The sequence below is a fragment of the Escherichia sp. SCLE84 genome, from assembly GCF_012584495.1.
Lineage (GTDB): Bacteria > Pseudomonadota > Gammaproteobacteria > Enterobacterales > Enterobacteriaceae > ECMA0423.
Genome location: NZ_CP051430.1, coordinates 286741 through 301693, shown reverse-complemented (window position 1 = coordinate 301693; position 14953 = coordinate 286741). Strand labels below are relative to the sequence as shown.

Annotated in this window: 13 protein-coding genes; 1 reads left to right on the top strand and 12 read right to left on the bottom strand. The window is 50.6% G+C overall.

Annotated features, from left to right (window positions below):
- Positions 1 to 2: 2 nt before the first annotated feature.
- The 8 genes from tap to flhD all read right to left on the bottom strand — a co-directional run bounded on the left by tap (position 3) and on the right by flhD (position 8817).
- Positions 3 to 1604 (bottom strand): methyl-accepting chemotaxis protein IV, encoded by a 1602-nt coding sequence (tap, locus tag HGD79_RS01645; RefSeq protein ID WP_000483214.1) that lies wholly within the window; start codon positions 1602 to 1604, stop codon positions 3 to 5.
- Positions 1605 to 1649: 45 nt separating this feature from the next.
- Positions 1650 to 3311 (bottom strand): methyl-accepting chemotaxis protein II, encoded by a 1662-nt coding sequence (tar, locus tag HGD79_RS01640; protein WP_168848265.1) that lies wholly within the window; start codon positions 3309 to 3311, stop codon positions 1650 to 1652.
- A gap of 144 nt (positions 3312 to 3455) precedes the next feature.
- The gene (gene cheW / locus HGD79_RS01635; RefSeq protein ID WP_000147302.1) at positions 3456 to 3959 is read right to left on the bottom strand and encodes a chemotaxis protein CheW; all 504 of its coding nucleotides are present in this window, start codon (positions 3957 to 3959) and stop codon (positions 3456 to 3458) included.
- A gap of 20 nt (positions 3960 to 3979) precedes the next feature.
- Complete coding sequence (cheA, locus tag HGD79_RS01630; protein WP_001355823.1) at positions 3980 to 5944, bottom strand: chemotaxis protein CheA; 1965 nt, start codon at positions 5942 to 5944, stop codon at positions 3980 to 3982.
- A gap of 4 nt (positions 5945 to 5948) precedes the next feature.
- Positions 5949 to 6875, bottom strand: coding sequence for a flagellar motor protein MotB (gene motB / locus HGD79_RS01625; RefSeq protein ID WP_000795630.1), 927 nt, complete (start codon positions 6873 to 6875; stop codon positions 5949 to 5951).
- Complete coding sequence (gene motA, locus HGD79_RS01620) at positions 6872 to 7759, bottom strand: flagellar motor stator protein MotA (RefSeq protein ID WP_000906336.1); 888 nt, start codon at positions 7757 to 7759, stop codon at positions 6872 to 6874. The genes motB and motA overlap by 4 nt, the downstream gene beginning before the upstream one ends.
- 126 nt (positions 7760 to 7885) lie before the next feature.
- Positions 7886 to 8464, bottom strand: a complete 579-nt coding sequence (flhC, locus tag HGD79_RS01615; RefSeq protein ID WP_001291603.1) for a flagellar transcriptional regulator FlhC — start codon at positions 8462 to 8464, stop codon at positions 7886 to 7888.
- Positions 8465 to 8466: 2 nt separating this feature from the next.
- Positions 8467 to 8817 (bottom strand): flagellar transcriptional regulator FlhD, encoded by a 351-nt coding sequence (gene flhD / locus HGD79_RS01610; RefSeq protein ID WP_001295647.1) that lies wholly within the window; start codon positions 8815 to 8817, stop codon positions 8467 to 8469.
- A gap of 779 nt (positions 8818 to 9596) precedes the next feature.
- On the opposite strand from flhD, the gene uspC reads away from it, so the two are divergent.
- On the top strand, positions 9597 to 10025 hold the full coding sequence (uspC, locus tag HGD79_RS01605; protein WP_000122426.1) for a universal stress protein UspC: 429 nt from the start codon (positions 9597 to 9599) through the stop codon (positions 10023 to 10025).
- Between the two features lie 6 nt (positions 10026 to 10031).
- Here the strand turns inward: uspC and otsA are convergent, their stop codons facing one another.
- From otsA to araG, 4 genes are all read right to left on the bottom strand, one after another.
- Positions 10032 to 11456, bottom strand: a complete 1425-nt coding sequence (gene otsA / locus HGD79_RS01600) for an alpha,alpha-trehalose-phosphate synthase (protein ID WP_001295646.1) — start codon at positions 11454 to 11456, stop codon at positions 10032 to 10034.
- On the bottom strand, positions 11431 to 12231 hold the full coding sequence (gene otsB / locus HGD79_RS01595; RefSeq protein WP_001295645.1) for a trehalose-phosphatase: 801 nt from the start codon (positions 12229 to 12231) through the stop codon (positions 11431 to 11433). The genes otsA and otsB overlap by 26 nt, the downstream gene beginning before the upstream one ends.
- A gap of 166 nt (positions 12232 to 12397) precedes the next feature.
- Positions 12398 to 13384: an arabinose ABC transporter permease AraH gene (gene araH, locus HGD79_RS01590; protein ID WP_000100203.1), complete on the bottom strand. Its 987-nt coding sequence runs from the start codon at positions 13382 to 13384 to the stop codon at positions 12398 to 12400.
- 14 nt (positions 13385 to 13398) lie between these two features.
- Positions 13399 to 14913 carry an arabinose ABC transporter ATP-binding protein AraG gene (araG, locus tag HGD79_RS01585; protein ID WP_001187810.1) on the bottom strand — a complete coding sequence of 505 codons (1515 nt, stop codon included), beginning with the start codon at positions 14911 to 14913 and terminating at the stop codon, positions 13399 to 13401.
- Positions 14914 to 14953 lie beyond the last annotated feature (40 nt).

Sequence of the window (14953 nt, the reverse complement as noted above, 5' to 3'; positions counted from 1 at the left end):
CTTCAGGATACCACTGGCGCAATTTGTAACTGCGCCGACTCATGTCGTGCTACTTCATGTTCTTCAAGGGTAAATACCGCCACACGCGACGAAAGATGGTCGGCCTGATTCGCCAGTTGTTCCGTTGCCACCGCCGCTTCTTCTACCAGCGAGGCGTTCTGCTGAGTCACCTGATCCATCTGGCTGACAGCCTGTGCAACCTGCTCAATCCCCCGCTGTTGTTCTTCCGACGCAGAGGCAATTTCTCCCATAATGTCGTTCACGCGGGTCACCGAACTGACAATATCGATCATGGTCGCGGCGGCGTTATTCACCAGTTTCGAACCCTGCTGGACACGATTGACTGACTCTTCGATCAGCCCTTTGATCTCTTTTGCTGCCTGCGCGCTACGGCTGGCAAGATTGCGCACTTCACCTGCCACTACCGCAAAACCACGCCCCTGCTCTCCGGCGCGAGCCGCTTCCACTGCCGCATTCAGGGCCAGAATATTGGTCTGGAAAGCAATTCCGTCGATAACGCTGATAATGTCGCCAATTTTTTGCGAGCTGGTGGCGATCTCCTGCATGGTGTGAGTCATGGTACTGACCTGAACACCGCCCGCCTGCGCCGTTGTCGCGGCATTTTTTGCCAGTTCCGACGCCTGTCGTGCGTTATCGGCGTTTTGCCCTACCGTGGCGGTTAATTGCTCCATACTGGCGGCCGTTTGTGCCAGCGATGCCGCCTGCTGTTCGGTACGACTTGAGAGATCGTTATTGCCTGCGACAATCTCCGCGATCCCAATGTGCATCTCATGGCTTCCCTTACGCACATCACTCACCGTCCCACGCAAAGCCTGCTGCATGGTCTTCAGGCTGGCAAAAATGGCGGTGATCTCATTACGACCATATACCGCAATCGGACGCGCCAGATTACCCGCAGCAATGCTGTCAAAATGGCTACCAATAATGGCCAGTGGTTGAACAATCATCTTGCGCGTCCACCACAGCGCACTGCTGATGTAGATTGCCGCAACAATAATCATGCTGATAAACACCAGCGCCGAAATCTGATAGTTACGCTGACTTTGCGCACTGGCGGCTTCCAGCACATGGTTGATCTCCAGCTGCCAGGCCTCAAAGTTAACGTCAAACGCATTCTGTGATCCCTGCACCGGCGCAGTGAGGAAATCCGAAAGTTGATTACTTTCAAGCCAGGTCGCCTGATGTTCGAGATCGTTGTGCCAGCGGGCAAAACTTTTCTCCGTCTCTTTTTGCAATGCCCTGACGTGCTCGTTGCCCGCAGTCATCGCCATAAAACTTTTAAACAGCGTGGTGGATTGCGTCAGACTGGCGCGCGCCGTCGTCATCAACGTTTTAATGTCATCCGCCGGATAGCTAAGTGCCGTCAGAGTGCCCGCTTTGTTCAGCGCGGTACTGGCCTGTAACATTACCGCCCGAGTTTGCGCTAATGCCGCACGTTGCTGATTGCTCTGCTCGACCTGATTCAGTCGTTGCAAATCGTCGCGAAATGCCCAAAAAGACATGCCGTTACTGCCAATCTGCAAGATCCCGCAGAGAATCAAAATTAAAAACAGCGTGGTCGAAATTCGAATACGATTAAACATCAACGCTCCCCATCAGGCGGCAATGACCGCGTTAGTAAATACTCGTCAAAATGTTTCCCAGTTTGGATCTTGTTCAGCAATTCGCAGTCGTGGCTGTGTCGGTGGTTGCTCACTGGCAGGACGGGATGGTGTTTGCGGTTTATTGGTGAGTGGGCTGGCTGCCAGACGGAACGTGGAAACCGCTTGCGTTAAACGACTCGCCTGTTCTTCCAGCGCAGCGGCGGCGGCAGCTGATTCCTGCACCAGCGATGCGTTCTGTTGCGTGACGCGATCCATTTCCGAAACCGCCAATGCGACTTGATCGATGCCACGGCTCTGTTCATCCGATGCCGATGCAATCTCGCCCATAATGTCAGTCACGCGAGTGACAGCATTGACGATATTGTTCATTGTTTCCCCGGCGCTTTCGACCAGCACCGAACCGGTATCAACGCGTGAGACGGAGTCTTCAATGAGGGCTTTGATCTCTTTTGCCGCCTGGGCGCTACGACTGGCAAGATTACGCACTTCACCCGCCACCACGGCAAAACCACGGCCCTGTTCACCCGCACGCGCGGCTTCAACCGCGGCATTCAGCGCGAGGATATTAGTCTGGAAGGCAATACCGTCGATAACGCTGATAATGTCGGCAATTTTCTTCGAACTATCGGCGATCTCATGCATCGTTTTCACTACGCCATCCACCACTTTGCCGCCGTGCTGGGCGGTGTCGGAGGCACTTTGCGCCAGTTGCGAGGCCTGGCGGGCGTTATCGGCGTTTTGCTTCACTGTCGCGGTGAGCTGCTCCATGCTGGCGGCAGTTTCTTCCAGCGCGGATGCCTGCTGTTCAGTACGGGAGGAAAGATCGGTGTTGCCCGCCGCAATTTCACGGGTACCGGCATAGATGGCATCTGAACCTTCGCGGACATGAGTGACGGTGTCAGTCAAAGAGCGTTGCATATGTGAAACGCTCTGCGCCAGGTCGCCCATTTCACTGCGCCCGTCAATGGTCAGGGTATTCGCCAGGTTACCACCGGCGATTTCGCGAATGTGAGCAATAATTTTTGCCAGCGGAGTAAGCAACATACGGCGAATGCCGTACCACGCCACCAGCAGAATCAATACCACCACCAGCGCGATAACCGCCAGTTGCCACTGGGCAAATCGGTAATCATCTGCGTTGTCAGTGACGATATCGCGATACAGTTTTTCACTGCTGAGGGCGTACTGAGCAAACGCTTCGCCCATTGCATTTTGCATTCCCTGGGTTGGCTGAGCGAAATAAGCTCCAGTATTGCCATAATCAAGATAATCAATCAGTTCAGTTAACGCTGTGTGATAGTTTTTATATTTTTCATCAATATTACGACTGGTGGCGACCATTTCAGGTAACGGTGCCATGCTTTTGAATTTTTTATAATGCGTCGCGGCCTGGGCCAATGTTTTCCTGGCGCTATCGAGCAATTCAACTTTGGCATTACTTTGTTGATTGGAGGAATCCATCATCATCCGCACCGCTGAACGACTCAGGTTAATACGCGTTTGCAGCATTAAATCCCAGGTTGACATCAGCTCGCCCTGCTGTTCCCGTAATTGATTGGAAACCACAAAGCTCTTCTGGCTATGGTGAAGGGAAGAAAAAAACAGACTGCCGGAAATAAGTTGTAACAGTGCGAATACCCCCAGCACCATTACCAACAGCGTGACTACGCGGATACGGTTAATCATAAGGCACCTTCCTGAAAACAAGTTGATCTCGTTATCGGCAAGAAGGGGGGAAACTTTATTGCTGATGCCACCCGCCGCGAAATTGAAATAAAAAACCCGATGCGCAGATCATCGGGTTCATTTCAATTGAGGAAATCGGGAGAATTACGCCACTTCTGACGCCGCGCTATCTAACAGCGCCATCTCTTCGCTATTCAGCAGTTTTTCGATGTTCACCAGAATCAACATACGGTCGCCCAGTGCGCCCAGTCCAGTGAGATATTCTGTTGAAAGCGTCACGGCAAATTCCGGTGCCGGACGAATTTGCTCCGCCGTCAATGAAAGCACGTCTGAAACGCCGTCAACTACGATGCCGACCACCCGCTGTCCGAGATTCAGGACGATAACTACCGTGTTGTCGTTATAGTCCACATCCACCTGGCTGAACTTAATTCGTAAGTCAACAATCGGCACAATAACCCCGCGCAGATTCGTGACGCCTTTGATAAACGCTGGCGTGTTCGCAATCCGTGTTACCTGATCGTAGCCACGGATCTCCTGCACTTTCAGGATATCAATACCGTACTCTTCATCACCAAGGGTAAATACCAGAAATTCCTGGCCTGACGGCTCGCTGGCCAGCTTTGTTACATTCGTCATACCGGTCATATTGTTACCTTTTTACTCATTCAGGCGGCGGTGTTCGCCATACGTTGTTCGCGGTTTATCGCCTGCAAGGCGGAGACATCAACAATCAGTGCCACGCTGCCGTCGCCAAGAATGGTCGCAGCAGAAATGCCGGGGACTTTGCGATAGTTACTTTCAAGGTTTTTAACCACAACCTGGTGCTGACCAATTAATTGATCCACCAGCAAGGCGTAGCGGCGACCGCCACTTTGTAAGATCACCACAATTCCCTGGGTGGCTTCGGTTTTCGCGCCCGCGACGTTGAACACTTTCCACAGTTCGACGATGGGCAGATATTCGCCCCGCACTTCCAGCACCCGCTCGCCGCCGGCCAGTGGATGCAGATCGGCTTCACGGGGTTGCAGTGATTCCATGACAGCATTCAGCGGCAGAATGAAAACTTCATCCGCAACGCGTACGGACATGCCGTCGAGGATGGCCAGCGTCAGCGGCAGTAAAATGCGGATCGTAGTGCCAGTACCCTGCTTCGACTGGATTTCGACATGACCGCCCATCTCCTGGATATTACGTTTAACGACGTCCATGCCGACGCCGCGCCCGGAGACGTCGGTGACCTGCTCTGCCGTGGAGAAGCCTGGTGCAAATATCAGCATCGCGACTTCGTCGTCGCTCATGTTTTCGCTGACAGTCAAACCTTGCGAGGCCGCTTTTGCCAGAATTCGCTCACGGTTTAGCCCCGCCCCATCGTCGGTCACTTCAATGCAAATGTTGCCGCCCTGATGTTCGGCAGACAGAATTAAATTTCCGACGCTGTTTTTACCTGCGGCGAGCCGTTTTTCTGGCAGTTCAATACCGTGATCGAGGCTATTGCGTACCAGGTGGGTCAGCGGGTCGATAATGCGTTCTATCAGGCTCTTGTCGAGCTCGGTGGAACTGCCCACCAGCGTCAGTTCTACCTGCTTGCCGAGTTTTCCCGCCAGATCACGCACCAGCCGGGGATAGCGACTAAAGACATATTCCATCGGCATCATGCGAATCGACATCACTGATTCCTGCAAATCACGGGCGTTACGTTGTAACTGCCCCATGCTGGTAATCAAATCACCATGATTAACCGGGTCCAGTTCGCTGGAACGCTGGGCAAGCATGGACTGGGTGATAACCAGCTCGCCGACGAGGTTAATTAATTGATCAACCTTTTCTACCGCTACACGGATGCTGGTGGATTCACTGCTGCGCGTCGTTTTTTCCCGCTCCACGCGACCGGTTGGCGCTTGTTCGGCTGCCAGTTTAAGCACTGGTGGGGTGGATATTTTTGGCGAGACTTCTACTGTTTCAAAGGTAATCTGATCGGCTTCAATCACAAAACAGAGTACCGCTGTGATGTCATCTTCGGCGATATCGCCCGGTAATATTGCCGAGAGAGAATCCGCCCCTTTCACCACGTCAGTTAACGTTGTCAGATGCCCCAGCTCTTCTTCCAGCAGGTCGACTTCGCCGGCCTTCAGGCGCGAAAGGATAATTCGTCGCGGCGACTGACTGCGACTCTGCTCATCTTGCGGTTCACTTTTGGCAACCACACTTAATCGGGTCACTGCGGATGGCGTTTCGCCTTTCGCTTCTAATGCCAGTTGACGCAAGGCCTGGCAGATATAATCGAAGCTGGCGGCATCCGGCTCTTGCGACTGTTTATAAGCGTCGAGCTGTTCTTGCATGATGTCCTTCGTTTCCAAAAACAGATTGATAATGTCGGTGTTGAGTTGCATCTCACCTCGTCTGGCTTCATCGAGCAGGTTTTCCATCAGATGCGTGGTTTCCTGCAAAACGCTGAAGCCAAAAGTTCCTGCCCCTCCTTTGATCGAGTGGGCAGCCCGAAAGATGGCATTCAATTGTTCGGCATCTGGCGCTTCCGGCTGCAAAACCAGCAGATGCTGCTCCATATCAGCCAACAGTTCGTCCGCTTCATCAAAAAATGTCTGATAAAAATCGCTTATATCCATGCTCACGCTGTCACCTCGGTTCGGCTGATGGCATTGTGGGAACACTGACCTGTGGTGCAACCTCAGGTTTTTCCAGGGCGCTTACTGGCTCATTCTGGCTTTCGGCGTTTTCATGCAAAATGGCCTGTTCGGCTTGTTTGTTCAGTACCAGCAGGCTGATGCGACGGTTGACGGCATCATCAGGTCCGCGATCGCTTAAGCGCATCGTTGCCGCCATGCCGACGACACGTAACACTTTGCCGCTATCCAACCCTCCGACCATCAGTTCGCGGCGGGATGCATTGGCCCGATCGGCAGAAAGCTCCCAGTTGCTATATCCTTTCTCACCGCTGGCGTAGGGGAAATCATCGGTATGACCTGAAAGGCTAATACGGTTGGGAATACCGTTCAGTACAGGCGCAATGGCACGCAGAATGTCGCGCATATAGGGTTCGACATCGGCACTGCCGGTTCTAAACATCGGGCGATTCTGGCTATCGATGATCTGAATACGTAGACCTTCCTGGACCAGATCGATTTTGAGATGGGGACGTAACGCCCGCAGTTTCGGATCGGACTCTATCAACTGGTCGAGATCACCCCGCAATTTCCGCAATCGACTTTGCTCCATGCGTTTTTTCAGCTCTTCGATGTTCGGCTGCTTATTCACTTCCCCCTGGCTTTGGGTGTAATCATCACCACCGCCGGGAATTGGGCTTTCACTATTAGAAATGCGATCGCCGCCCGTAACCGCAGTCGCCAGTGGAGTCCGGAAGTACTCCGCAATCTGAATCAGCTCTTTTGGGCTGGAGATGGAGATCAGCCACATCACCAGAAAAAAGGCCATCATCGCAGTCATAAAGTCGGCATAAGCAATCTTCCACGATCCATGTGCTGCCCCGTGGCTTTTGGCTTTGCGTCGTTTGACGACAATAATCGGATGCGCTTGATTCTTCATGCTTCCTCGGTTGTCGTCTGTTGTTGCGGATTTTTCACCGCACGCACATGCTCTTCCAGTTCAATAAACGACGGACGTTCGCTGGAATAGAGCGTTTTGCGACCAAACTCAACGGCGATAGGCGGTGCGTAACCGTTCAGATTAGAAAGCAGAGTGACTTTGACGCACTGCATCATTTTGCTGGTTTCGGCGCTTTTCTGACGTAAAACACTCGCTAATGGGGAAATAAATCCGTAAGCCAATAAAATGCCGAGGAAAGTCCCCACCATCGCATGTGCGATAAGCGCACCCAGCTCGGCGGCAGGACGATCGGCTGAACCTAACGCGTGAACGACCCCCATTACAGCCGCGACAATACCAAACGCCGGAAGTGAGTCCCCAACCAGCGCCAGACTGTTCGCCGGGACTTCTGCCTCGCTTTCGTGCGTCTCAATCTCTTCATCCATCAGGGCTTCGATTTCGAAGGTGTTCATATGACCGCTGATAATCAGACGCAGATAATCGACGATAAAATCAAGCATGACGCTATCCGCGAGGATGCGTGGGTAGCTGGCGAAGATCTCGCTCTCACGGGGATTTTCAATATCACGTTCCAGCGAAAACATCCCCATCTGCCGCGATTTCGCCATCAACCGATAAAGCAGAGCCAGCAGATCCATATACATTGCTTTGGTGTATTTGGAGCGACGAAACAGCAACGGCAGCGCCTTCAGCGTGCCTTTAATCGCTTTGCCATTATTGCCGACGATAAACGACCCAATCCCTGCACCGGCAATAATCACCAGTTCAGCGGGTTGATAGAGTGCTCCAAGGCTTCCACCGGTCATCAAATAACCGCCGAAAACTGTACCGAGAACAACCAGGTAACCTAATAAGATAAGCACGACATCATCCTTCCACTGTTGACCATGACAGGATGTTCAGTCGTCAGGCGTTAACGCGCGATTGGGGCAAAAAAAAGCAGCGGTACGTCGTTACCGCTGCTGGAATGTTGCGCCTCACCGTATCAGTTAAACAGCCTGTACTCTCTGTTCATCCAGCAGTTGTGGGATAATATCGGCAGGATTCTGGGAAAGTTTACGTCTTTTTACTGCCCGGGATGGCGGTTGACATAAGCTGCAGGCAAAGCTGCCAACAGGCTGGTGAGCGTGGGTAATAAAATTGCCGCCGCAGCAGTTGCAGCTGGAAAGTTGCAGTAATCCACTTTCAACAAACCGCACCAATGTCCAGGCACGGGTTAATGCCAGCAGTGGTCCTTCTTCTGCTTGTGGGCACTGTTCAAGGTATAAACGGTAGGCTTTGATCACCGCATCGACGCCATTACACAAACCGGTTTTCAGTAAAAACTGCCATGCATTACAGAACATCGAAGCATGAACGTTTTGTTCCCAGGTCATAAACCAGTCGGTTGAGAATGGCAGCATGCCTTTCGGCGGTGGGCTTCCGCGCAGTTCTTTATAAAGTTTTATCAGGCGTCCGCGACTTAACTGTGTTTCGCTTTCCAGCATCTGCAAACGAGCGCCCAGGGTGATCAATTCCATTGCCAGCTGAATATCCCGCGCTTCCTGAACAATGCTTTTTTCACTCATGATCAGGCCCTTTTCTTGCGCAGCGCTTCTTCAGGCTGATTAACATCATTCAGCAAGCGTGTTGAGAGCATGATGCCGGTATGAATTTGCTGGAGATCGTCAACGCGGGAATCTTGCGTCAACTGAGTAATCGTCTGGTGGCTGTCAAAACGGAAGTGACAAACCAGTTGATTGGTTTCTGCCAGCTTAACCATTTGCGGAAGAGTCAGTGCCGCTAACGTTGTCGCCATTTCTTCATTTATGCCGAGACGAAACATAGCGGACGCTTTGTCCTGAACAATCAAACGCTGTGCAAGTAGTAAATATGACAAGTTGATGTCATAAATGTGTTTCAGCAACTCGGAGGTATGCATTATTCCCACCCTGAATAACCAACTTTATTTTTATGCGGTTTCACCGCACCCCGTGATGTCGCCGGGAAGCCCCGGTAAAAAATAATTAGCATTAGAATAGTTGCGATAAGCTGCAATAAGCAGAACCACCTTTTTGGTTTAATATGTCCTTACAAATAGAAATGGGTCTTTACACTAATCTAAGATTTTTCCTAAATCAACGCAACTGTACTCGTCACTACACGCACATACAACGGAGGGGGGCTGCGATTTTCAATAATGTGTGATGCAGATCACACAAAACACTCAATTACTTAACATAAATGTATAAGTCATACTTTTGTTTTGGGTGTATTTCAATCTGTTAAAAAGTTTTTCGCTACGCTAGCAAGCAAAAATGAAACAGGAATAATCGAAATGGGATGTTGCGCACAGTTAAAATAACTCACCGTAAATAATCATCTGCTATAAATAATCACTTTCATGCAATACCAGATAAGCTATTTTTAAACAGACACTTACCGCACAACAAACTAATTAAATACAAAGAAAGGCAACAATCAACTTAATGTTAATGAAATGTTTTACATATATTAACCACTTGTTTAATGCGGAGAATCAGTACACTATTTTCTTATAATTACATTTGAAATTATATGATCACCGGGAGTGATTGATTAATTGTCTTTACTAATAATCAGACTAATATTTACCTGTTTGACCGAGTTGGGATTGCGTCGTTTCTCCATTAGGAGTAAAGCTTTAATGTCACCTGAAGTTCACAGAATAAGGAACAGGTTATGAGCTATAGCAATATTCTTGTCGCTGTTGCGGTTACACCGGAAAGTCAGCAACTGCTGGCAAAAGCGGTATCTATCGCCAGGCCAGTAAAGGGACACATCAGTTTAATTACTCTCGCTTCCGACCCGGAAATGTACAATCAATTAGCCGCGCCGATGCTTGAAGATTTACGCAGCGTGATGCAAGAAGAAACGCAAAGCTTTCTTGATAAGTTAATTCAGGATGCGGGGTATCCCGTTGACAAGACGTTTATTGCCTACGGTGAGTTAAGCGAACATATTCTGGAAGTATGTCACAAACATCATTTCGATTTGGTGATTTGCGGTAATCACAATCACAGTTTCTTTTCGCGAGCATCCTGCTCGGCGAAAAGAGTGATTGCCTCAAGTGAGGTCGATGTGCTGTTAGTTCCACTTACGGGTGATTAACCGCTCCTACGCAAGCTTTGGAAAGGTAGCAACTTTATCGCGCTGCTGGCTTTCCGCGCTTCGCGGAACTATCTGCTTTAGGTCGCTAATGAAGCACTCCTGCCAGTGGTTAATATCGTTTTTCACGATAACGTCCAGCATTTCTGCATGACGGGAAATACGTTCCGCCAGCGACATAGTCAATGCACGATCCAGCGCAGCTGCAACTTCGTCACGATCGTAGGGGTTAACAATTAACGCCGACGTTAACTCGTTTGCCGCTCCCGCAAATTGCGAAAGAACAAGAACGCCCGGGTTGGCTGGGTCCTGAGCAGCAACATACTCTTTTGCTACCAGGTTCATCCCGTCACGCAGTGGCGTCACTAAGCCCACGTCAGAGTAGCGGAATATTTTCATCAGTAATTTACGGTCAAAATGCTGATTCAAATAATAAAGCGGCGTCCAGCCTAATTGCCCGTATTTACCATTAATTCGTCCAGCTTCATTTTCGAGCTGATGACGAATATCCTGATAGGCTTGCACATCACCACGCGACGTTGGTGCAATCTGGGTATAACGAATTTTACCATGATGCTGCGGATATTTTTCCAGCAACGCTTCATAGGCGAGAAAACGCTCTGGCAAACCTTTGGAATAATCCAGCCGTTCGACAGAAAAGATATTTTGTACGTTTTTCAGTTCCGCTTTAAGTTGCGCCAGTTTTGGCGGCAGTGGCCCGGCAGCCTGTTTGGCTATTTCTTTCGGTTCAATGCCGATCGGGTAGACTTCTGTTCGAAATGCTTTGCCCCAGGCTGTATGGCTTTTTGCGCTACGTGTCGTGACGCGGGTCAGGTTAGAAAGACAATCCAGGAACGCCAGACGATCGTTTTCTGTCTGGAAACCCAGCAAATCATAATCACAAAGCTGTTCAAGCAAGGTGTCATATGTCGGCAGCGCGTTGAAGATTTCCGGTGTCGGGAAAGGAATATGCAGAAAGAAACCAATGCGATTATTCACTCCCCGTTTGCGTAATTCATGCGCAAATGGCAACAGGTGATAATCGTGGATCCAGATAATGTCATCGTCTTGCAACAGCGGCAGTAATTTATCTGCCAGCAACGCATTTACGCGTAGATAGCCGTCCCAGGCAGGACGCTGAAATTGCACCAGATCGAGCCGATAATGAAAAGCGGGCCAGAGAACGGCATTGGAGAATTGGTTGTAGTATTCGTCAAGGTCCTGTTCGCTGAGGTTAAAAGAGGCCCACGTAATGTTACCTTTTTTCACCTTTTTTAGCGGCTGATCCTCATTCCCTGTTTCACCACTCCAGCCAAACCACAGTCCGCCTGCGGCTTTCAGTGCCCCCAGTATGCCAACGGCAAGGCCACCGGCACTGGCGGCGTGCTCGTCTGGTGGTGCAATCCGGTTAGATACTACGACTAAACGACTCATAGTCATCACTCCTGTTATTTTCTCTTTTTTGTTGTAATGCGGTGGTTATCATTTCAAGCCAGCTCCAGACATCCGGCACACCCGCCAGTCGCCATGATGCCTGAGTTGCACCTGTGCCAATTTTTACTGACATTCCGCCCAGTCGGTTAACGACTGCGAAGCCAGATTCATCGGTTAAATCATCGCCCAGAAATACGGGCGTTCGCCCGATAAAGGGAGCTTCCTGCATAAAAGCTGCAATTGCCTCACCTTTACTGGTACCTCTCGGTTTGATCTCGACAACACACTTTCCCTGCTGTAACGCCATTTGTGGCCAGATCTGAGTAATACGTTGCGCTAATGTCATTAATGCGTCTTCATGCTGCGGAGCCTGACGATAATGCAGCGCAAAAGCCATCCCTTTCGCCTCCAGCTCCGCGCCGGGATACTGAGCGATGACTGTATGCAGTTGCACGCTAATATCACGCGCAATCGCATCCGGCAGATGAACGATATGTGTTTTACCATTGATGTCACGGCGCTCCGCCCCATGCACGCCCGCTAACGGGAAGCGATAAGGTTTTGCCAGTGCGTCAAGCTCCACCATTGAGCGCCCTGATATCAATGCCAATGCACCATCACTTGCGGTTGCCAGTAGCTGTAGTCCTTGCAGAATATTGTCAGGCACGACGACCTGATCGGGATGCGGTTTGATTTCCGCCAGCGTTCCATCAAGATCAAAAAACCAGGCATATTTCGCGGATAGTTCAGGGGTTTCGGTTAACGGTTCTGTCACCCGGCTCTCCTCCTTCTCTTTTCTTATTGTTTTGCGCAGAACGCGCTTTACAGACATGTAAGTATAGACAGTGTGACGGGGGTCGCCATTTGCAATGAAGAACAGCCAACCGTTGTGGCGGCTGGCTGTGGTGGGAAAAAACGTTAAATTGTTGTGGAAAAAAGCATCAGACAGTGCGTTTCGCTTTTTGCTTGTAACGGTCGAAGATCACCGCTGCCAGCAGGATTAAGCCGCGAACCACGTACTGCGCGAAAGGAGAAATATTAAGCAGGTTCATGGCGTTTTCCACGGTGCCTAAAATTAAGATACCCGCCACCACATATGAGATTTTTCCGATGCCACCTTTCAGAGAAACGCCACCTAAAACGCAGGCGGAGATAACAATAAGCTCATAACCAATCGACGTCATTGGCTGCCCACTAGTCATACGTGAAGCCAGAATAATTCCGGCTATCGCAGATACCAGGCCAGAGAGAACAAAGATAATAATTTTGGTGCGAACAACCGGTACACCCGCCAGACGCGCAGCCTCTTCGTTCCCGCCAATCGCCAGGGTGTTACGACCAAAGGTGGTTTTATTCAGCAACAAACCAAAGATAATCAGACACGCGACGGTGAGCCAGATTGGCGCAGGCAGACCGAACCAGTTAGCGTAACCAAGGGCAAAGAAGCTTTCATCTTCGATACCGACCGCTTTACCGTCTGAAATGATGTACGCCAGACCTCGAACAATCTGCATCGTTGCCAGTGTTGTGATCAGAGCATTTATTTTCAGTTTGGCGATAACAAAGCCATTGACCAGGCCACAGAGAATGCCAAGCAGCAACCCCGCTGCCACGCCAATCCACAGGCTTTCAGTCAGGTTGATAACCACCGCCGTGGTGACACCCGCACAGGCAATTACGGAGGCGACAGAAAGGTCAAAGTCACCGGAAGCAAGGCAGAACAACATGCCACACGCCACCATCCCCGACATGGAAATTGCCAGGCCCAACCCTTTCATATTAATGAAGGTGGCAAAATTTGGGACAAAAATGGCACAGGCGATAAAGAGCACCGCAAACACCACCAGCATGCCGTACTGATCCCAGATACGCCCGAAGCTGAATGACGACTTAGGTGCGCCAGACCCCGATGTAGAAACAGAAGACATCATACTCTCCTTACTCAGGCAACTGCCTGGCTGACTTTAGGCATCGCAAGGCTCAGTGCCTGACGCTCATCTGCCTGCTCGTGTAACAATTCACCGGCGATTTCACCTTCCCGCATCACCACAATCCGGTCGGCAACGCCGAGGACTTCAGGTAAGTCGCTGGAGGCAAACAGCACCGCCACACCCTGCGCCGCCAGCGCATAAATCACGTTGTAAATTTCATGCTTAGCACCAACATCAATGCCGCGCGTAGGTTCATCCAGCAAAATGACCTTCATCTCTTCCGATAACCAGCGGCCCAGAATGGCTTTTTGCTGATTTCCGCCTGAGAGATTCATGATCAGTTGCTCAGCGCCCGGCGTTTTGATGTTGAGCGAACGAATGTGGTGATCGGCATTGTTTTCTTCCCAACCGTTGTTGATTACACAACCGCCGAGCACATGTTTACGTCTGGCACTGATGTTGATATTGTCGCGAACGGAGTGCACGGGAATAATGCCTTCCGCTTTGCGATCTTCCGGGCAGAGCATCATGCCTGCGGCAATGGCGTGGCTCGGTTTACGAATATCGATCGGCTGTTGGTCGATATAAACCTGACCGGCGGTGATTTGCGTCCCGCCAAACAAGCCTTTCATTAATTCGCTACGCCCCGCTCCTACCAGACCAAACAGCCCAACAATTTCACCACTGCGAACCGCCAGACTTATTGGCGTACGCACGCCTGGTGCTTTCACAGCATCAAGACGCAGGCGCTCCTCGCCATAACTACGAGGTTGCCAGCCGTAGATATCGCCAATGTCGCGCCCGACCATCGCCTGCACCAGCGCGTCGTGGTCAACCTGCTGCATATCGGTAAAGGTTTTGACATAACGTCCATCTTTAAAGACAGTGATGGCATCGCTGAGGGCAAATATTTCTTCCATACGGTGAGAAACGTATAAGATCACCCGCCCCTCTTTTCGCAGTTCACGAATAACGCGGAAAAGATTGTCGATTTCGCGGGCAGAAAGGGAGCTGGTTGGCTCATCAAAGGCGATAATTTTAGCGTTACGCGCCAGCGCCTTGGCGATTTCAACCATCTGCCACTGACCAATGGAGAGATATTTCAGCGGCGTGTCCGGGTCAATATCCATACCAAGATGTTTAAGTTGTAAACCCGCCTCATAATTCAGCAATGAGCGATTCACAATGCCGCCTTTATGCGGCAGCTGGCCGAGATAGATGTTTTCCGCGACGGTCATTTCCGGCACGAGATGCAGTTCCTGGTAAATAATCGCCACACCCGCATTAAGTGCTGCGGTCGTGTCGGAAAAGGACATTTCCTGCCCATTAATCACTACAGAACCCGTGGTTGGCGCATAGTTGCCGCTGAGGATTTTTAAGAGAGTTGATTTTCCTGCGCCATTTTCACCCATCAACGCATGAACCTGACCGGCATAGCAGTCAAAACTAATATCCGTCAGCGCCTTAACGCCGGGAAACGTTTTACCGATGCCGCGAAATGAGAGATACGGGGTAGACTGTTGCATAACGTCTCCGTGAATCACTGGTCGTTCACACCCCCTCTGC